General features: G+C 35.7%; 23 protein-coding genes and 2 pseudogenes. 12 read left to right on the top strand and 13 right to left on the bottom strand.

The genetic code is table 11. The features are described 5' to 3' along the window. Positions 1 to 50 precede the first annotated feature (50 nt). From rpmG to FTU79_RS02580, 3 genes are all read right to left on the bottom strand, one after another. Positions 51 to 206: a 50S ribosomal protein L33 gene (gene rpmG / locus FTU79_RS02570; RefSeq protein ID WP_001205031.1), complete on the bottom strand. Its 156-nt coding sequence runs from the start codon at positions 204 to 206 to the stop codon at positions 51 to 53. A gap of 12 nt (positions 207 to 218) precedes the next feature. Then, positions 219 to 455, bottom strand: a complete 237-nt coding sequence (gene rpmB / locus FTU79_RS02575) for a 50S ribosomal protein L28 (RefSeq protein WP_000048256.1) — start codon at positions 453 to 455, stop codon at positions 219 to 221. Positions 456 to 617: 162 nt separating this feature from the next. After that, positions 618 to 2066 (bottom strand): coniferyl aldehyde dehydrogenase, encoded by a 1449-nt coding sequence (locus FTU79_RS02580; RefSeq protein WP_180007171.1) that lies wholly within the window; start codon positions 2064 to 2066, stop codon positions 618 to 620. Positions 2067 to 2182: 116 nt separating this feature from the next. On the opposite strand from FTU79_RS02580, the gene FTU79_RS02585 reads away from it, so the two are divergent. The 5 genes from FTU79_RS02585 to FTU79_RS02605 all read left to right on the top strand — a co-directional run bounded on the left by FTU79_RS02585 (position 2183) and on the right by FTU79_RS02605 (position 5863). Further along, positions 2183 to 2884 carry a TetR/AcrR family transcriptional regulator gene (locus tag FTU79_RS02585; protein WP_168377888.1) on the top strand — a complete coding sequence of 234 codons (702 nt, stop codon included), beginning with the start codon at positions 2183 to 2185 and terminating at the stop codon, positions 2882 to 2884. 79 nt (positions 2885 to 2963) lie between these two features. Further along, entirely contained in the window at positions 2964 to 3830 is an 867-nt protein-coding gene (gene purU, locus FTU79_RS02590) for a formyltetrahydrofolate deformylase (protein ID WP_078192727.1), read from the top strand. Positions 3831 to 4040: 210 nt separating this feature from the next. Next, a complete protein-coding gene (locus FTU79_RS02595) occupies positions 4041 to 4805 on the top strand; it encodes a TonB family protein (protein ID WP_078189688.1) in 765 nt (254 codons plus the stop codon). A gap of 30 nt (positions 4806 to 4835) precedes the next feature. Then, positions 4836 to 5459, top strand: coding sequence for a MotA/TolQ/ExbB proton channel family protein (locus FTU79_RS02600; RefSeq protein WP_168377886.1), 624 nt, complete (start codon positions 4836 to 4838; stop codon positions 5457 to 5459). Continuing rightward, positions 5459 to 5863 (top strand): biopolymer transporter ExbD, encoded by a 405-nt coding sequence (locus FTU79_RS02605; protein WP_078189686.1) that lies wholly within the window; start codon positions 5459 to 5461, stop codon positions 5861 to 5863. Before FTU79_RS02600 ends, FTU79_RS02605 begins: the two co-directional genes overlap by 1 nt. 86 nt (positions 5864 to 5949) lie before the next feature. On the opposite strand, the gene msrA is transcribed toward FTU79_RS02605, so the two are convergent. From msrA to FTU79_RS02645, 9 genes and pseudogenes are all read right to left on the bottom strand, one after another. Beyond that, entirely contained in the window at positions 5950 to 6474 is a 525-nt protein-coding gene (gene msrA, locus FTU79_RS02610) for a peptide-methionine (S)-S-oxide reductase MsrA (RefSeq protein WP_180048846.1), read from the bottom strand. Between the two features lie 159 nt (positions 6475 to 6633). After that, complete coding sequence (locus FTU79_RS02615; protein ID WP_180048847.1) at positions 6634 to 7092, bottom strand: META domain-containing protein; 459 nt, start codon at positions 7090 to 7092, stop codon at positions 6634 to 6636. Between the two features lie 84 nt (positions 7093 to 7176). Next, positions 7177 to 8247: a DUF4105 domain-containing protein gene (locus FTU79_RS02620; protein ID WP_180048848.1), complete on the bottom strand. Its 1071-nt coding sequence runs from the start codon at positions 8245 to 8247 to the stop codon at positions 7177 to 7179. A 27-nt stretch (positions 8248 to 8274) separates the two neighbouring features. Continuing rightward, a complete protein-coding gene (locus FTU79_RS02625) occupies positions 8275 to 8787 on the bottom strand; it encodes a dihydrofolate reductase (RefSeq protein WP_180010197.1) in 513 nt (170 codons plus the stop codon). Positions 8788 to 8886: 99 nt separating this feature from the next. Further along, positions 8887 to 9171: pseudogene (gene thyA, locus FTU79_RS02630) on the bottom strand (thymidylate synthase); the annotation flags it as partial. A gap of 180 nt (positions 9172 to 9351) precedes the next feature. Continuing rightward, positions 9352 to 9960, bottom strand: coding sequence for an HAD family hydrolase (locus tag FTU79_RS02635; RefSeq protein WP_180048850.1), 609 nt, complete (start codon positions 9958 to 9960; stop codon positions 9352 to 9354). Positions 9961 to 9990: 30 nt separating this feature from the next. Continuing rightward, positions 9991 to 11559, bottom strand: coding sequence for a hypothetical protein (locus FTU79_RS02640; protein WP_180048851.1), 1569 nt, complete (start codon positions 11557 to 11559; stop codon positions 9991 to 9993). Between the two features lie 59 nt (positions 11560 to 11618). After that, positions 11619 to 11753 carry a hypothetical protein gene (locus FTU79_RS16470; protein WP_257219750.1) on the bottom strand — a complete coding sequence of 45 codons (135 nt, stop codon included), beginning with the start codon at positions 11751 to 11753 and terminating at the stop codon, positions 11619 to 11621. 110 nt (positions 11754 to 11863) lie between these two features. Continuing rightward, positions 11864 to 12373, bottom strand: a complete 510-nt coding sequence (locus FTU79_RS02645; RefSeq protein ID WP_005103068.1) for a hypothetical protein — start codon at positions 12371 to 12373, stop codon at positions 11864 to 11866. Between the two features lie 94 nt (positions 12374 to 12467). Here FTU79_RS02645 and FTU79_RS02650 point away from each other — a divergent pair, with 94 nt between their 5' ends. After that, positions 12468 to 12674: a helix-turn-helix domain-containing protein gene (locus tag FTU79_RS02650; protein WP_005103069.1), complete on the top strand. Its 207-nt coding sequence runs from the start codon at positions 12468 to 12470 to the stop codon at positions 12672 to 12674. 43 nt (positions 12675 to 12717) lie between these two features. Here the strand turns inward: FTU79_RS02650 and FTU79_RS02655 are convergent, their stop codons facing one another. After that, a complete protein-coding gene (locus FTU79_RS02655; RefSeq protein ID WP_005103071.1) occupies positions 12718 to 13053 on the bottom strand; it encodes a helix-turn-helix domain-containing protein in 336 nt (111 codons plus the stop codon). 316 nt (positions 13054 to 13369) lie between these two features. Between FTU79_RS02655 and FTU79_RS02660 the strand changes: the two genes are divergently transcribed. From FTU79_RS02660 to FTU79_RS02685, 6 genes and pseudogenes are all read left to right on the top strand, one after another. Then, entirely contained in the window at positions 13370 to 13984 is a 615-nt protein-coding gene (locus FTU79_RS02660; protein ID WP_168406717.1) for a DUF6088 family protein, read from the top strand. Positions 13985 to 14069: 85 nt separating this feature from the next. Continuing rightward, positions 14070 to 14642, top strand: a pseudogene (locus tag FTU79_RS02665) (type I restriction-modification system subunit M N-terminal domain-containing protein); the annotation flags it as partial. Between the two features lie 78 nt (positions 14643 to 14720). Beyond that, positions 14721 to 15974, top strand: coding sequence for a site-specific integrase (locus FTU79_RS02670; protein ID WP_180048852.1), 1254 nt, complete (start codon positions 14721 to 14723; stop codon positions 15972 to 15974). Further along, complete coding sequence (locus FTU79_RS02675) at positions 15967 to 17670, top strand: hypothetical protein (protein WP_180048853.1); 1704 nt, start codon at positions 15967 to 15969, stop codon at positions 17668 to 17670. Before FTU79_RS02670 ends, FTU79_RS02675 begins: the two co-directional genes overlap by 8 nt. Then, entirely contained in the window at positions 17667 to 19619 is a 1953-nt protein-coding gene (locus FTU79_RS02680; RefSeq protein WP_180048854.1) for a hypothetical protein, read from the top strand. The genes FTU79_RS02675 and FTU79_RS02680 overlap by 4 nt, the downstream gene beginning before the upstream one ends. Continuing rightward, positions 19597 to 19980 (top strand): hypothetical protein, encoded by a 384-nt coding sequence (locus FTU79_RS02685; RefSeq protein WP_180048855.1) that lies wholly within the window; start codon positions 19597 to 19599, stop codon positions 19978 to 19980. The genes FTU79_RS02680 and FTU79_RS02685 overlap by 23 nt, the downstream gene beginning before the upstream one ends. Positions 19981 to 19986: the final 6 nt, after the last annotated feature.

Here is a 19986-nt window from a genome sequence, read left to right on the forward strand (position 1 = left end):
AAATGCAAAAAAAAACGACCTAAGTAGGTCGTTTTTTTCAAAAACTAAAATTATTTGATTTTAGCTTCTTTGAAGATTACGTGTTGACGGATTTTTGGATCAAATTTTTTGATTTCCATTTTTTCCGGCATAGTACGTTTGTTCTTAGTGGTAGTGTAGAAATAACCTGTACCAGCAGAAGAAACTAGGCGAATTTTATCACGCATGTTCGTAGCTCCTTAGATCTTTTGACCTTGAGCACGTAGGTCAGCAACAACCTTTTCGATGCCCAATTTGTCGATAATACGCATACCTTTAGTAGTTAGACGAAGACGTACGAAACGTTTTTCGCTTTCTAACCAAAAACGGTGGTGATGCAGGTTCGGCTCGAACCGGCGTTTAGTTTTGTTGTTGGCGTGTGAGACGTTGTTACCAACGACTGGACGCTTGCCGGTAACTTGGCAAACCTTAGACATGGTGTAACTCCATTGATTTAGCCAACAGCAAATCTGTATGGCCAGTCAAAAAAAACATTGAATTCATTCAAGGGGCGTTTTATATCAAAAATGCGCTTAAAAGACAAGCGATTTTGCATAAAACGAACGATCACCTAGTGTGATCGTTCATGCCTTGATCGTTTATCGAAGAAGTGTCTTCGAAATCAGTTTGTGGATCGGCTTATTGAACGGTGGAAGAATGAATTTCAAACTATAGAGTTTTGGATTCGACATCACCGAGCGTTCATGCGACAAACTGAAGAAACCTTCTGGACCATGATATTTCCCCATACCCGAAGCCCCCACACCGCCAAACGGCAGGTCATCTTGAGCAACATGGGTTAATACCGTGTTTTGTCCGAAATGTCCTGAATGGGTACGTGTTGCGACATAGTCGGCACGTGCCTGATCAAAGTCGAAATAGTATAAAGCAAGTGGACGAGGACGGCTATTAATAAAAGCAATAACCTCGTCAATTTGATCATATTCCATGATCGGAAGGATCGGACCGAAGATTTCATGCTGCATAATTTGCATGTCTGGAGTGACACCCGTTAAAACAGTCGGTGCAATTTTACGTACAGCGTCCACATCTTCATTTTGTGGGTTAAAACTGATGATTTGTGCGCCTTGATCACGCGCATCTTCTAAATAACCTTGTAGGCGGTTGTACTGCTTGTCATTAATAATCGAGGTGTAGTCCTGATTTTGGGCAATACTTGGGTACATGGCTTCAACGCACACTTTATAGTGATCTAAAAATTCAGCTGTTTTACCACGAGGTAAGAACACATAGTCAGGTGCAACACAAGTTTGACCTGCATTCCAAAGTTTACCAACCGCAAGACGCTGTGCGACATCTGCAAGGTCAATAGACGGATGAACCAATACAGGTGACTTTCCGCCTAATTCTAAAATCACCGGAACTAAGTTTTCAGACGCTGCCGCCATGACGGTTTTACCGACATTGGTCGAGCCAGTAAAAATCATTTTGTCGAAGGCAAGGTGACTAAACGCATCTGAAATTGGGCCACCACCGTTGACGACTGCGACCAATTCTTGAGGAAATGCTTCTGCGAGAGCTTTTTCTAGCACATCACCGAATGCCGCAGAGGCACTCGAGATTTTGATCATGGCATGGTTGCCCGCAGCCAAAGCACAAATCAGTGGGCCTATAGAAAGAAGCAGTGGGTAGTTCCATGGCGTAATAATGCCGACGACACCAAGCGGTTGATATTGCACCCATGCTTTTGCAGGTTGATGAATAATTCCGACATGGCGTTTGGATGGTTTCATCCAGTCTGTCAAATGCTTGCTATAATATTTGATGTGTTCAAGACATGTGAGCAACTCACCAATCTTGGTTTCACCGATAGAACGGTTACCATAGTCTTGATTAATTGCATCAGCAAATTGATCTTGATACTTAACTAAGATACGCTTAAGCCGAGCCAAACGGTCAATACGTTCCTTCGCTGTAGGCAATGGGTAACGTAAATACGCTTGTTTCTGCTGTTCCAACATATTGTTGAGATGCTGGTGATCAAAAGAATGTGGTGTCATTGAAGTTGTTTTTGTCTGACTATTCATGTCGCACGACCATATCCAAATTAGCGATTAATTAATTTTTAGAGCAAATACTCTAAATAGTCAAGTTACTTTATGTGTTAGTGTTCTAATGCTTTGAAATAAATGGTTGTTTTAGGATGTCTCACACCAAAACCTTAAAAACGAAAGAACGTATTTTGCAGCTGAGTTTGCAGTTGTTTAATGAGCGTAGCGAGCGTTCAGTGACAACCAATCATATTGCTGCTGAACTGGGAATGAGCCCAGGTAACTTGTATTACCATTTCCGAAATAAAAGTGAAATTATTAAGGAATTAATGGAGCAATATCAGCATGAAACGCTAGAAATGTTAGCGCTTCCTGATGATCGTCAGCTTGATGCCAATGATAAAATTCGCTATTTCCAAGTGTTAAGTAGCCAATTATGGGCTTATCGCTTTTTACATCGTGATGTTTATCACTTGGTCGAAAATAATGAAGATTTCCGCAAAATGTATCCACGTTTTGCCGGTCAAGTCATGCAACAAGGGCAGAAAATTTATCGTGCCTTTGTTGACGCAGGCTTAATGCAGATGACCGATTCTGAAATTGAGGCCTTAACCATTAACTTGTGGATCGTGCTGACCAACTGGACCAACTTCCTTTATATGTCTGGCCATATTACTGACTCAAACACTTTGGAAGAAAAGTGGGTGTGGCAAGCACTACGACAAATGGTGTTCTTAGAAGGTGCATATCTACGTGGTGAAAGCCGTGAAACCTATGAGCGATTGCTCGAAACTTTAGGGCCGTCGGACTTATTTGCAAGTCTTTCAAACGCAAAGCATCAGGTTACTGAATAAGACTATTTAGTCTGGCTTTAAAAAGCGTTAGAATACTCGGCTCTTTTTTCAATTTAACTGATTAGTGATATAAACCAACATGAATATGTCGACCGCTAACACAGCACGCTTACTCATTACCTGTGAAGATAAACCGGGGATTGTGCAAGCTGTATCGAGCTTTTTGTATCATCAGGGAGCAAATATTACCGCACTTGATCAATACGCGACTGAAGCTCAAGGGGGGCGATACTTCATGCGTGTTGAGTTCGAATTGGACAATTTACAAAGCCGTAAAGAAAGTCTAACTCAAACATTTGCGAGCAATGTTGCTGAGCGTTACAACATGCACTGGCGTTTAGCTTTAGTCAGTGATGTGAAGAAAGTCGGTATCTTGGTGTCTAAAGTTGACCATGCATTGCTTGAGCTGTTATGGCGTCATGCACGTGGTGGTTTGCCATGTGAAATCACCAAAGTCGTGTCTAATCACGATGCTTTACGTGAATCTGTAGAAAATTTCGGTATTCCGTTTGAAGTGGTTCCCGTGAACAAAGAAAACAAACGTGAAGCTTATGAGCAAATTGATCAATTGATGCAAGGCAATGATTTATTGGTTCTTGCTCGTTATATGCAAATTTTAGACGAAGAATTTGTTCAAAAATGGGAAATGAAAGTGATTAACATTCACCATTCATTCCTCCCAGCCTTTGTTGGTGCGAACCCATATAAGCAAGCGCATGAAAAAGGTGTGAAGTTGATTGGTGCGACAGCGCACTATGTGACTGCTGATCTTGACCAAGGGCCGATTATTGAGCAAGACGTAGAGCGTGTAAGCCACGACTTTACTGTTGAACAATTGCGTGAGTTAGGTCAGGACGTAGAACGTAATGTGCTCGCACGTGCAGTCAAATGGCATCTTGAAGATCGTATTATTGTCGATGGTAATAAAACTGTTGTATTTCAATAAAACGAGATGAATTTTTGAATAAAAGGGCATACTTTAGGTATGCCTTTTTTATATTATGATTAAAAAAAGTCATTAAAACTGGCGAATTAATAGTTGCAAATGAAAACACTTCTCATTTATTATTGCCGTACTTTAATTGTGCTAACCGATGAGCATGATTGTATTTTTGACAAAATAAATGCAATCGCTTCTTCAAGGTAACTGAGTTTAATGAGTCAATCTCCCGCTCCAATGATGCAATCACCTAACCCGATGAAAAAGAAAATCATTACTGCGCTTCTCGCTGTTGTGGTAGGGCATATGGGGGTATTGTGGGCGGTCAGCAATATGAAAGCACCAGAACTTAAACCGATCGAAAAAGATCCGATTAAAGTTCGCTTTGTGAAGATTGTTGAAGAGAAAAAACCAGAACCTCCGAAGCCAAAACCAGAACCGAAGAAAGAGCCACCAAAGCCAAAAGAAGTTAAAATTGTAGATAAGCCTTTACCACCTCCACCGAAGAAAGTGGAAAAAGTGGAACAGGTGAAAAAGAAAGATGCGCCGAAACCAACTGTTGAAGCGGTCAAAAACGTACCACCAACACCTGTTGTTTCAACTGTGGTTTCTGAAACGAAAGTCGTTCGTGTTGAACCAACACCTCCGGCACCTGTTGCACCACCACCTGCGCCTCCAGCACCACCTGCGCCACCGACACCTAAAACTGTGAGCATTGGTAATGGTGTCAGTTGGATTAAGAAACCGAATGTTCAATTTGAAGATGGTGAATTAAAAGCGTCGTGTACAGTTGAAGTTGCGATTGCAGCAAGTGCTGAAGGTAAAATCGAATCAGCAACCATTAAAAACTCGACTTGTGGCGCTGCTGTGAACCGTAAAGTGACTGCAGCAGTGAAGCGTGCGCGTTTATCCAAATATATTGATAATGGTGTGGCAACTCCGACGCGAGTTGATCAACCATTTAACTTTAAACTTAATTAAGATTCCGGCTAACCCATTAGGAGTTCGAATATGAACTTTTCAGTTTATTGGCAACATGCAGATGCAGTCAGCAAAACACTGTATTTCGTGTTACTTGCAATGTCGATTGCGACTTGGACGATCTTCGTTCTTCGTATTATGGGCACACGTCAGCTCAAGCAAGTGGCGTATAACCACCTTGCAGATGCACTAAGCAAACTGAAAGCGAAATTTGCTCCTTTGGCTTTTGAACAACGTAAGGCTGTGGCTGAACAAGCATTACTACGTCAAATTTCGGTAGAAAAAGCCAATGCTGAAAAAGGCGTATCTGTATTGGGTACGATTGCTTCAATTGCACCGTTCGTAGGTTTGTTCGGTACTGTATGGGGTATTTTCCATGCTCTTGTAGCTGTGGGTAAAAGCGGTCAAGCGGGCTTAGCGCAAGTGGCAACACCAGTCGGTGAAGCCTTAATCATGACCGGTCTTGGTTTGGCTGTGGCGATTCCTGCGGTATTGGCTTATAACATCTGTGTTCGTTTTAACCGTACACTGTCGAATGAATTGCAAGATCAAGCACATGGTTTATTGATTGACACGATGTTGCAACAAGATTCTGCTGCGAAGAAAGAAGACGTGAAAACTGCACAGCAAAGTTTAGCTGGAGGTCAAGCTTAATGGCTTTTCAATTGGGTGAAGACAACGATGCTGGCATGAATGAGATGAACCTCATTCCGCTCATCGATATTATGTTGGTATTGATGATCATCTTCTTGGTGACTGCGACTGTTGCCAACCCATCAATTCCATTAACCTTGCCACAAACGACTGCAGAAGTGATTGATCTGCCGCCTGAAAGCGTAACCATCAGCATTAACTCAGCGGGTGATATCGCTTGGAATGGTGATATTGTCACGCTCGAAGATTTAGAAAGTCGTCTTAATACAGCTGGTCAGCAAGAACGTAAGCCTGCATTGGTATTAAAAGCCGATAAAGAATCACGTTATGACACAGTTGCACAAGTGATGTCGCGTGCGAGTGGAGCCGGACTCAGCGATATCGCCTTTGCCAGTGATAACTAAGCACTGAGCAAAGATAACTAAAAAAAGCGACTGAAATGTCGCTTTTTTTATGTCTCTATTTTGAAAATAGATGCCTTTGAATCAGATCACTCAGATTTGAGTAGGTCTTGAAATTTGCTACGTAATTTCATGAGTTTAGGTGGTATTGAAAAATTACAATAGCCTTGGTTTGGGTTACGCGCAAAGAAGTTCTGATGATATTCTTCGGCAGGGTAGAAGGTCGGCATTGGACTGAGTTCAGTCACGATATTGATGCCTTCAGCTTTTAATTCTTCAATACGGTGTTCAGCGATTTGCTTTTGTGATTCGTCCTGATAGAAAATCACAGAGCGATACTGTGTGCCGACATCATTGCCTTGACGGTTCAGCGTGGTTGGATCGTGGGTTGCGAAAAATACATCCAGCAATTGGCTAAAACTGATTTGGCTGTCATCAAAATTGATCTGAATGACTTCTGCATGTTGGGTATTTCCCTCACAGATTTGCTCATAGCTTGGATGCTGAGTAATTCCCCCTGCATAACCACTGACAACTGTTTGCACGCCCTGAAGTTGTAGAAAAACTGCTTCTACACACCAAAAGCATCCACCACCAAATACCGCTTGTTGCATAGTGAAATCCTATCTTGTTCCCTGATGTTTAATATGGGGTTATAGCTAAAAACTGCAATGTACGTCTGTATACTAATCACAAGTTTATGTGCATTAAATGTCTCTGGCATGACTGAACAGTGAATAAAAAAGTCTGCCGAAGCAGACTTTTAAAATGATTTAACGCGGTTGAACAGCGCTTTCATATTGAATTAATAAATTGCCATGACGGTCTAGTAATTTCAATGTTTTTCCAAACACTTGATAATGCGTTACTTTTTCGAGTGCTGCATGGTACTGTCGCTCTAGCCCATTGTTATTGAGACAAGCCATCTGTGTCGCTGCAATCGGGCCAAACGTTATGGTGTCTTTGCCAGCATTATAGCCGCCCATTATACGATTACAGCCATCTGCACCTGAGACACGTTTTGAAGCCGCATCGAATTGAATGCTTGGAATATTATGCGCATTGGATGCTGTTTTGATTGGGGTGTTGCCAATCTGAGTGGCAATCCAAGTACGGTTTTGTAATAGGTTTAAATTTTCAGTTATGGTGTTGTCTTGTGCAGGCATGCTTTCACAGCCTGTCACCACTAAAGTTGAAACCAAAGTTGCAGCAACAAATATTTGTTTTAGCATCGGAATTTCCCCGTGGAAGCATTTCAATTATCTAAGCAAATATCGCACAGATAAGCTAGCCATATTTGTATCAATATTTAAGAATTACAATTGATTGGCGCTTGGCTTAGACTGTGAATGCGGCAAACCTTGTCGGATTAACTTCGAATATTGTTCACTGCTCAGTTGCTTGATTTGAGAGACACGAGGGTTAACATGGGCTTTTTGATACCATGTTTTCATATCCCAATTTTGGTCTATGGCATGGAGGTCGTGCAAATAATTCGGCAAATAACCGGATGCAAATAAGCGGTAATCGGTTGGAAGTTGATGTTTGGAAACCGCTTGAATCATGTCAAACACCAGTGTTGTACAATTACTAGTGAGTGTGTTGTACCATTTGGGTTGAGTCTGCAGTTCATCGGCTTTATGTAGATATTCAATAAACAGCGCCTGCATTTCAGATTTTGGCATGTTTACGGGGAAGAAATAGACCTGTTCTCCGCGTGTATTGCTGCGGGTATAGATAATATCTTTTTCATCTGATGCAATGAGGCTCAGTTCATATTTACGGAAAAAACCACCAATCGCAGAGAATTCTTCATTTTTCTCTTTGCGAATTTCAATCGAAAACGTCAGCGGTGGTCGGTCAGCAAAATCAAAACTGACCAGTGTATGGGCAATTTGTGGCCCCATCCAATACGAGGTAATGATGTTGACGCCATTGATTTGACTCAGGTCATATTGGCGAGTTTCCCAACGCGGGGTAAAGCTACCATCGGCATGCCAGTCGAAATTACGCACATTGTGTAAGGTGACGAGATTACCTTGCTTTTCATAATGTAGAATTTCAGCTACTTCAGGATTCCATTCACGATCTTGACGCGCTTCCATGCCAAAATACCAAAATAGACCGCAAATAAAGCCCATAATATAAATTAAGACATCTTTACGACGGCTAAAAAAGTGTTGGGTAATATAGATGCCTAAAATGCTCAGGGCAAAAGCAATCCAGATTCCAATGATAATGCGGCTGCCTAACCAGCCTGCCGGTTGCTGTATCCACAAGGCGGCACAGAGCCAAATCGAAGAACAGAGGACAAACACACTAAATAGAGCATGAAGAATACTTCGCCCTATTTTTTTGAACATTGCTTGTTGGTCACTCTGTTGCATATTTTTCTTTTAGCTTAAGATTTTTCTTTATTTTCGGTAAGTTGCGAACTCAAAAGCAATCCCAGTTTTGTCGTCGATATGTTGTTCTGACGCCACTTTTTGAAAGTCCGCAGGAATTTCAGGATAATGCGCATCACCTTGAACATCCAGTTCAACATGCGTGAGTTCTAAACGGTCTGCGATGCCGATGGTTTGCTTAAAAATTTCACCACCACCAATAATAAACAAACTCGTTGGTTTTTCGGAACTTGCGACATCAGCAACTGCTTGCGTTAACGCCTCATCGATACTATATGCGACTTTAGTACCTTCAAATGACCAAGTGTTATCTCGTGTAATGACCCAATTGACACGTTTTGGTAGGGTACGTCCCATAGACTCTAAGGTTTTGCGTCCCATGACCACCACACCGCCTTGGGTGATGGCTTTAAAGTGCTGTAAATCGGCAGAAATATGCCACGGCAAATCATTACCTTTACCAATGCAGCGCTGCTGATCCATAGCGACAACGTGCACGATTTCTAAATTTTGAAATGCCATAGTTTGAACTCAAATAGCCGAATTATTTGTCGTCTATTAGAATGCAAAATCCCGCTTGAGGTAAAGCGGGATTTTGCTTTTCACTTGGGATTTCTGAAATTAAACCGCAACAGGGGCTTTAATCGCAGGATGTGATTCATAACCTACGATTTCAATATCTTCAAATTTAAAATCGAAAAGATCGGTAATTTCAGGATTGAGTTTTAATTGGCACAGACCCATTGGTTCACGTGTCAATTGCAACTGCGCTTGTTCGAAATGGTTGGCATATAAATGTGTATCCCCACCGGTCCAAACGAAGTCGCCTACACCTAGACCACAAACTTGCGCAATCATGTGTGTTAACAGGGCATAGCTGGCAATGTTAAACGGCACACCCAGAAATTTTATGCCCCCATTTTTATGCACAAAGCGTCTAGACATAAGGGAATGGGTATCATGATGTCACTGTGCATTTTTTATTTTGCATATCCAGTCTATCTTAAACAATATAGTTGAGCTTAGAGATGGCTTCGAAAAAGTATAAAAATTGCTTTTGTATTGAAAATTAATGCCAAAGATTTACTACCTTAAAATTAAGTCACCTATTACATCCGTCAGTAGTTGCTTGTTATGACGTTGAATTAAACGTGCATCCATTCCTAAAGAAATGGGTTTTTCAACATCTAAAACTGGATGATCTCCAATAAATAGCATTTCTGACATTTCACAGCTGAAATGGGTCTTAATAACTTCATAGATATTATCTTCAGGTTTTATAGCCCCAATCTCATAACTTAAAAAAAGCGCATCAAATACATTTGGAAGCAGCTTTTTAAGTTGCTTTCCGTAAGGCATGGCTACATTAGAACATAGTGCAATTTTAAATCCATGCTCTTTTAATATCTGTAATGTGGATGTCGTATCTTTATAAAGTTCAATTGTACTTAACTCAAATAGAAGATCATCGTTGATTTCGTGCAAAAGTTGAGTTGGAATATTTTTTCCAAAGAGCATAGCTAATTGTGCAATATCAACAGGATTAGACATAATAACACTTGCATCTTTGGTGCTTGGTTTTCTACCATTATCTTTTAGCCACTTCATTAACTTGCGATATGGAGATCGGCTTGTACCGATTTTTACAAGCGTACCGAAGGCATCAAAAATAATGACTTTAGGAAGGTGATTCATCATTCTTACTATGGATACTAAACTTATATTTTAAGTAGAAGAGTATGGAAAATGAAAAACTAATTTAGCTAAAGTTTTTAAATCTCTTATATTTTCAAACTTAGAAATTACTATTAGTTTTTCTTCGAAAATACTTCTAATTTCTGTTTCTTCAGAAACCAAATAAAAGGGTTTAAGATCTCCAAAATTATTCATAAAGACTCCCCATTTAAAAGCCCTTTTAAAGTCTTTCCATCCTCTTTTATTATCTACTAAAAGACTGATAATCATATAAGATTCTAAGAACTCTATCATCTTATTTGCTGCTGTATAACGTATTGTTTCGAAGGCGCTTCGCATATTTTCAAGAGCTTGAGAATATTCTTTATGTTCAAATAGAAAGACTGCATCAACCCAATTTTTAAGCCATGGGCTGAGAGAGTCATTATTAACCCTATTGTATTGTTCTAACCACACTTCATAATTTGATTCCGAACCCTTTATAAGCTGATAACCATGAATCATATTCTCAATATTTTCTTTAAGGGGTTTCATTATTTTTTCAGCTTTTCCTGTTAACCCTAAGTACCGATGTATGCGTACAGTTGCTGAATGATAAGGTTTATCTTTAGGTATCCAAAGTTCTAATAATTGTCTAACAGTAAACTTTTCCTGCATTTCTAAAAGATTTTTATGACATCTCTGATCATAAGCAATAAGAAGCTCAGTCAAAAAAAACTCTTTTTCTTCTAAGCTCATTGAATTTAGTTCTTTAATAGGTTCCTCAAATAAAATGAGAAAATCTCTTTTTACTGCAGAATAAGCTTGTATGAATAAACCTATATATCGTGTTTTAAAAGAATCACCATATGTTGATGACAATATATTACTGCAGTAGGTCAGGAATCTAGCGATTAAAAGAAATAGGGTATATGTATCTGCTAATTTAGTATTAATCCTTTGTTTTTTAAAAGCTCTATGGAAGGTGCTGAGAATTTGAGAGGTACTCGGCAGTTGAACTTTTCCAGTTAACCAATTTTTGACATTATTTAGGTCTTTATCAGTTTGATCTACATCATCAAGTTGATGAAATGTTTGATATGTAATTTTTTCGGAATCATAAATCCAAGTCATAGCATGGACTAAAGGATTTTTTTCTGAATTGTCTAACCAACTTAATAAGTCGGGTGCTTCAGGATACGAGTCATTTAATAGATATTTGTAGTAAATTTCTGAAGGGAAACATAGACGTGCAATATCAACAATGAATCTTTCAATAAGATTTTCTATATTTTGTTTTTTATTTAAAAACGTATGCTCTTGTAATATTATTCTTAAATAGCCTTTAAATAAGTCAACTATTGGATTTACAATAATTTTTTTAAATTTTTCTTCCACAACAAGAGATGTAAGTGAAGAGAATATTTCCTCACTGTAATGATTAAAATTTTCTAAGAAGTTACATTCTTTTTCTTCTGCTAAACGCTTTAGATTTTTATGCAAGCTTTTAGGTTTAATAGAAATATCTAAAATCTCTTCACCTTTTGTCGGGATGAGACCAGTAGCATTATAAAAAAACTTTAATAAATCGCCTTGTGAAGGAAAAGCAACAGGTTTCATAATTTATTCAACTTCTTTAAAGGTTTTAGCTAGGTACTTTTAAGTACCTAGCTGACTTTTTACTTTTTAACTTGTGGATTTAGTTGTGTACCACGGTTACCTTGATTCTGATCATATGTACGATTAGTACCTGATGTTCCTTTATTTGCATTACTAATATCTGCATTGTGATTGCTAGTAGATTTTTTAGACATAATATTTACCAATTAAGTAATAGTGAGACTTGATAATAGGCAGATATCTAAAAAAAATTAAAAAAAAATGGCGACATGTTTTTTTCGTTATATTTTTTACTAAATAATTATCAAGATCTTTGTGCAACACAGCCTATCTTGAGTATATTTTCTATTGTTTTAATTTTCACTTTGCAAAAATCAATTTGAGAAACAATCTCTTCTTTATATTTTTTAATTGAACTGCATAATTCTGGGTAAGATAAACTTAATTCATCAATGAATTCAGCCTGTTTTATTAGAAATTTTAACTCTTTGTTTAGTTGATTTTTTTGAATATTTAATGGATTTTTTTCTTCATTATTGATCAACTGTTTTCTCAATTCTTTTATTTTTTGAGTTTCACTATATAAGTAAGATTTTTTCTTAAATAGTGATCTTTGAGCAACCAAGTAGTCATTTTTCGATAATAATTTTATAGCTGCATACATATCTTCTCGTAAGCTTTTAACATTGGATGAATCCAACTGATCTGATTGTCTAATAATCTCCCAAAAACATTTGGCTTCCCAATCCTCAATTTCATAATTTTTTATTATTTCAAGAAATTGGTCAGCCAATGGAATATTAAACCTCATCATTTTGGACACCTTTAGAAAGTAAAAGAGGATTATAGTCCGTGGATGTTTAGTCCTCAATTAGTGATATTTCTTTTTTTTGAGCAGTTTGTTCCAAATGTCAGAATTATCAAAAGTAATTGGTTGTTCAATCCGCAACAAAAGAAAAGAGAAAAATATCACTCAAGAATCACTCGCATTGCAATGTGGAATTGATCGTAGTTATATGGGACGTATTGAACGTGGTGAGGTCAATATCACAGTAGAAAAACTATATGAAATAGCATCAGCTATGCAAATTCCGGCCAAAGATTTGATTCCCTAGTTTTATTCAAATATAAACTAGAAATCCAATCTAATTTTAAAAACTACCAACCTAAATTAGGTGTATCTATTTTATTTTTATTATTGCCTGAAGCTCTTTTCCTTATTTTTCCTCTTAGTTTTAAGAGCTCTATAGGAGATAAAGGAGGCTCGGGCAGAAATGAATCAATCTCATCTAAGATTTCCAAAGCTTGAAGAATAGCTATCAGATCAGCCAGTCGAACATTTCCTTTCTCTGCTTTTAGCACTGTCCTTTTTGAAACCCACGCCCTGTCTGCGACTTCTACTTGTGTCATGTCTCGGTTTAATCGTGCTCGCTTTAACCGTAGCCCAATTACTTCGGCAATGTAGGAGGGATTATCACTTTTATAAAATTTCATTTTTAAAATTTGAACTATTAATAAATTAACTTAAAGATATTCTTTCTACACCGAATCGCCAAATATCATTGAAGGTGACGTTAAGTGCCAAAATCTGTACTTAACAAAGATTTTTATAGGATTAAGTGCAAGATATTGCACTTAATAGCACACCCCACATCCAAATTATTTTAGTAAAAATCTTAATTTACTTAAATTTTATTTAATCCAATAATGTAGAAGAAATACATAAAATCGAACATGGTAGTTGAAGGCATACGTTGTGTAGTTACCTGATGGTTTCAACCACCTTTTATATAGTCTGTTTGGGGCTTCTATGTCAGATATTGCAAAAGCAGTTCAGGAACGGGTAAAAGGATTTCGCCTTGGGTATGTCTTTTCTGTGGACGAGTTTGAACAGTATGGAAAGACTGAAGTGGTTTATCAGGAGCTTTATCGTTTAACTGAGCAAGGCGTGATTAATAGCATTCAGCACGGTATTTATTATAAACCTGAACCAAACCGTATGTTGAAGGGGCGATACCTGAGCCCTGATGTTTATGAGGTGGTCAAAGTGATTGCTGAAAAAAATGGTGAACTCATCCAGGTTCATGGAGGTATAGCCGCAAATCGGCTTAAATTAAGTACTCAAGTTCCAGTGATGGATGTGTTTTACACTTCAGGTAACTCTCGTGAATTTGAGATTGGCGGCACTCACGTAAGATTGCTGCATACTAAAAATAGTAAATTTTTCCAATATCCATTGGGCAGCCGTGTAGGAATGGCTATATCAGCATTACTCTTTTTGGGAAAAGAGATTGTTGATTTAAATACAGTTAAAAAGCTTGAAAAAACGCTTACATCTGAAGAATGGATATTACTTTATCAGTCCTCTTTGCCTGCGTGGTTGCATAAGATACTGGATGATCAGAAGACAAAATTCTGCTTTTAATCCCAAGTTATTTGCATTCCTTATCCATAGCTTTTCATATTTAAATCTACCACAATACCCTCAAAGAAATTTGAGAGTCATCAGCGTGATTACAGGCGAAATTAAAAGCAAAATTGACCAGATCTGGAACTCTTTTTGGAGTGGTGGTATTTCCAATCCTCTAGAAGTCATGGAGCAAATGACTTATTTGCTGTTTATCCGCCGACTCGATGAAATTCAAATCACCAAAGAAAAGAAAGCCAACCGCCTGAAAACTGCTGTAGAAAAGCCAATTTTCACGCCAGAACAAGACCATTTACGTTGGTCTAAATTTATTACGCTCGGCGATCCTACTCAGCTTTATGACACCATCGCCAATGAAGTTTTTCCCTTCATTAAAAGCATTGGCAATGAGGATGACACAACCTACAGTCATCATATGAAAGATGCTCGTTTTACCATTCCTACGCCTGCACTTTTAACTAAAGTGGTTGATCTGTTGGCTGAAGTGCCAATGGATGACAAAGATACCAAAGGTGATATTTACGAGTACATGCTCGGTAAGATCGCTTCAGCAGGTCAGAACGGTCAGTTCCGTACTCCTCGTCATATCATCAAGATGATTGTGGAGCTGATGCAGCCGAAGCCAACGGATACCATCTGTGACCCTGCATGTGGTAAGGGTTACATGTATAGTTGACAAAACAAGTATTACAAACAATAGTATGGACATGATTGTTTTATATGAAGCTTAGATATGGCGAAAATTGAAAATATAAAACTAAAAATACAGACAATTAAAATTAAAGATCAAGAAGTCGATTTTGTTCAATCTAAATACATAACTGATCATTCCTTACCACAAATATATTGGTTTGATAGTAGTCCATGGGATGAAGTCAACTTATATGCCTATGATCTTTTGATAAACGAAAATTTGAATATTAAAACGGTAAAAGCAAATATTTTTCATTTACATGCGTATGCAACATGGTTGGAAGAAAATAATGTTGATTGGTTGGATTTTCCAGATATTAAAAGTGAACGTTGCTTAGTAATTTTTCGTGGATATTTGATTAAAAAAAGAGATGCTTTAGAGTTAGCCCCTACAACTACAACTCAAAGAATGAGAGCAGTTATAAAATTTTATAGATGGGTAAAAGAAAAGAAAGTAATTAATACTGAATTTCAGATGTGGAAAAATAAAATTTATAAGAAAAAAATAATTAATAAATTTGGTTTTGAATCTACGATAGATATTATGTCGACTGATTTAGCTATTCCTTATGTAAATATTAATACAGATTCAAAATTGGAAGGTGGGATTTATCCAATTAATCCTAGTGAAGTTTCTACTATATTAAATGTTGCCAAAAACAAAAGTAGCCTTGAATTATACTTGATTCTAAAGGTTGGTTTTTATACTGGGATGAGAATTGGCACTATTAGTGATTTGAAAGTTGAAACTTTAGAAAACTCTATATTATTTAAGAATAAAACAATGAGTACTATTAGGGTTGGGCCTAATGCCTCACCTGCTGTCAGTACAAAATATTCAAAAGATGGAAATATTTTAATACCTACTGATTTAGTTCATGAGTTGATTGAGTATTGCTATAGTATACGCAGATTGAAAAGGGTCGCTAGAGCAGAAAATTCAAATTCAAATTTAATATTTTTAACTAGAAGTGGTAATAGATATTTAGATATAGATAATAAATCGATTAATGTTGCAATGCATAGACTAAGATGTGAAGGTATAAAGTTAGGTTATAACACTTTTAAAAGTTTCCATTTTCACCAAACACGTGCAACATTTGCCACTGTTCTAATGGAATATTGTTTGACTAAAATGTCACCTATGAGTGCTATGCAATTAGTTAAAGATGCCTGTATGCACAAGGATGAACAGGTAACATTTAAATATATAAAATTTTTAGAAAATTCAAAAAGTTTGGAAAAAATATCTAATCAATATACGAATATTTTTTTGGGTATAGAAAATGCATAAAAATATACCAAACTTAATAATAGATAGTATTTTATATGGTTCACATGAAATAAAATGGGATTTATCTATATTACTATATAAAGGTGCCGTTTTAGAGCAGAGAAGATTAGTTCATGAACTAATAGGAAAAAATGAATTTGGAGAACCAATCCTAGAAAGATTGGGATTGGTAATAAAGATTTATAATTATTATAATGCCATTATAACAAAAGGATTATCAATTAGAACTGTTAAATCAAGCTTGGAAAAATTATTCCAATTTTTTAAATGGTATGAAACCCTCGAGATAAATGTAACTGAAGAAAATTGTGAAAAGTGCTTTATTGATTGGGCTAATTCAACATTAAAACGTGTTGAGTTAGGAGAGGTAAAAAATTATGCAAATTATAAAAAATGCTCTATTGTTGCAAACGTTATTGCCTGTTCAATAGGAATAGATATTCCTAAGCCTGGCACTTACTTAATGAATAAGACGAGGTTGAAAAATAAAGGAGAAGATTCATTAACAGTTACTAATTTTGATGAAAATGATTTTATAAATTTTGGTTGGTTTCTTAAAGACATTTCAGATGGTTTATCATTAGAGACTATTCGTGGTATTTTGCCAATAAGATTAAAACTAAGAAATGGTAAAGAGTTAGTTTTAAAAGGTAACTTGATAGATGATAATCTCTCATTAGATAAGTATAGAAATCCATCAGACAAAAAGAATGTACTAGAAGCCAGACGTGCTTTAGATCCTGATGAAAATTTACTTGATAAATATAAGCGTTCAAGAATTATAAATTTAAGAATTGAAGTAGAGTTATTTATTTTTATTAATCAGACTGGTATGAATTTTTCCCAAGCTATTGATTTAAAAATTGATGATTATAGATGGATGACAGATAATGAATTTTACTCTGTTTTTAAAGTTTATAAAGGAAGAAGACAAGGAGAAGCAATTTTTAAATGTTTTAAAAGTTATAGAATTATACTTGATCGATATATTAAGTGGTTGAAGGATGTGGGTTTTAAATCAGGAGATAGTTTATTCCCATATCTATATAGAGGTATTATAAAAATCGATAAAAAAGGTAGTTCTCCAGAATTGATTAGAGATATTTGTAATGATTTAAAGATAAGTTATTACAATATTTCGAAAATTAGAAAGTTTAGAAGTAATTGGTTTGCATCAAAAATAGAAAATATTGAGTCAATTAAGTCAGTAATGTCTCATTCTATTGAAACTTTTAGAAAAAATTATGAAAGAATTAATGTCGATAAAGCTATAATTCAAATTGCAGATTTTCATGATAAAAGTATTCAGCTTGTTAAAAGCTCAGGTGCTGGAATGTGTGCCTCAAATAATAAAAATCCTATAGCTATAGAAGGTAGTTTAGATTTCCAACCTGATTGTGTTAGTCAAGAAGGTTGCTTATTCTGCATATATCATAAAGATATTTTAAGTTATGATTATTTTTTTAGATTAGCAACACATGCGTATATCAAAGAGCTTGAAATGATACTTAATCCAGTATTAGGAAATCATCCTGCTAAAATGGTAATTGATAGGATTAATGAGAAACTTAATGAAATTTGTAAATTAGGAAATAAAGAAAAGAAGGAAGTAATTAAAGCAAAAGCAGAAGTCAGGTCTAAAAATTTTCATCCCGAATGGGCTACATTAATAGATATTCTGGAAAAAATTATATGACAACAGCATTCTTTCCTTTGCGATTAAATTCAGAATTTATCTCTGAAAAATCTCCAAATTATGAAATAACTGTTTGGCCACCTTCTAATGATTTCCCTGTAACATGTGACAAGAAAAATAAGGTGGTTTCTAGGTTTGAAGATGATATTTGGGATTTTACTTCATATTGTAATAAAAATGTAAAATTTAATTTTGGATCTAGTAGCCAAAAAAAAGGCTATATAATAGATTTTGAGAATAAAAGATTATTTAAAATAATCGCCTGTTATTGGCTGTGGGGAGCTGGTTCAGTCTTCTCAGTTAAAAATTTAATAATGAGATTAACAAATTTAAAACCATTAGTTTATATTTGTTCCATTAACAATATTTTAATTAGTGATTTGAATAAAAATGATTGGATTTTAGAGAAAATAGCTAGTCAATATGGTAAGCATGGTGGAAGGCTTATTTTTATATTGAAGAGTTTATTTGCAAACCATAAAGAAATTGGTTTTAAAATATTAGATAGTGGGCTTATAAATAGAATCTCAAATTATCTAATTAAAGATAAGACTACTCAAACTCCTTATATTCCACCTAGGATTTGGGTTTACCAGAATAAAAGGTTAGAAGAGTGCTTAACTGATTTCCTCGAAAATCAAGAAAAAATTATATATTTATTCAATTATATGTTGGATGTATATAAATCAAATAATAATAGAAAATATAAAAGAGAGGTTTTTTTAAGTTTAATCACAGAGTTGGATTTAACTGATAATCTTAATAAATGGATTGTTTTTGATGAAAATGGTATTTCGATTCGTAACTTTTCAAGTTATTTAAGCTTAATTAGTTTCGCTGCAATTGCTTATATTATTAATTTTTCTCTTATGAGGATTGATGAAGCATCCAAATTGCGATATGGATGTTTTGTGTCAAAAGTCATTAATAATGAAAAACATTATTTTATTCAGGGAGAAACAAGTAAGACAGTTAAATCCAAAGAAGCTTTTTGGATAGTTCCCCATATTGCTAAAAAGGCAGTTGATGCTATATCTATTATCAGTCAATTAAGATTTGGTATTCTGCATAAAAACGGGTTTATAGAAGAATGTATAGATGATTTTAAACCACATTTATATTTAAGCTCTTTTGAGCCATGGACTACACGAGCTTTTAATTTTGAAAGAATTTTTTTAATACCAATAATGCGAAAATACAATGAAGCATTGACCATGTGGCCAAAACTTTTTAATTTAGAACAACTTACTATTCAAAATACTGATTTGAAAATAGCAAAACAAATGACATTTGGTTTAGATGAAGAAAAATTTAAAGTTGGTTGTATTTGGCCACTTGCATGGCATCAGTTGCGTAGAACTGGTGCAGTTAACATGATAGCTTCAGGTTTTGTTGAGGATGCGAGCTTACAGTATCAGTTGAAGCATAGTAATAAATTTATGAGTCTTTACTATGCAAATAATGCTTATAAGTTGAATTTTAACTTAAATGAACAAATTGGCGAATTATATCTTCAAGAAAGATTTCATAATTATATTGAAAAATACCAGAATCTTGAAGCCAGTGAATTTGTATCTCCTCATGGTATCAAACGAAAAATACAAGTAATTTCAACAGTTAAGCTGAAAGATCATGCAACATTATTAAGTCTTTCTAAGTCTCAAAAGCTGAATTATAGGGAGACTTTTTTGGGTGCTTGTACTAAAAGTGGTGATCCATGTCCTTATGGAGGTATAACTAATATAACTATGTGTATGGGAACTAATGATGGTTTAGCTTGTGATTCAGTTATGTTAGATAAAAATAAATTAAATCTTATGTATGAATTGGAAGATTTTTATCAAAAGAAAATGGATAATTATCCATACGATTCAATTCCTGCTAAATCTACCCTTAAGCAGCTAATATCTATTAGGAAAGCAATTGATGTCATTAAATCAAGTGAGTAAAGCTGAGCTTCAATTTTATGAGGCGTTTATTCGTCTAAAAGAAAATAAACCTATTGTTCTGCCGAAGGGAACTAGTGTTTCTCAAAACAATGTAGCGAAAGAAGCTGGTGTGGATCCCTCTGCTTTGAGAAAAAGTCGCTATCCTAAACTTATTCAGGAAATTCAATCGTGGATAGAACAAAATGATCAAAAGCTAAAATTAAAAAATCAAGTGTCAAACAGAGCAACATCTAAAGTTATTGAGTTGCAAAAAAGAATTGAGGTTCTTACAGAGCAAAGAGACCAAGCTGTATCTAAACTTTTGGCAGCACAAATAAAAATAATAGAGCTAAATAATAAAATTGAACGGTTAACGGAATAACAGTCC

It is taken from the genome of Acinetobacter sp. YH12144 (assembly GCF_013418345.1).
GTDB lineage: Bacteria > Pseudomonadota > Gammaproteobacteria > Pseudomonadales > Moraxellaceae > Acinetobacter > Acinetobacter amyesii.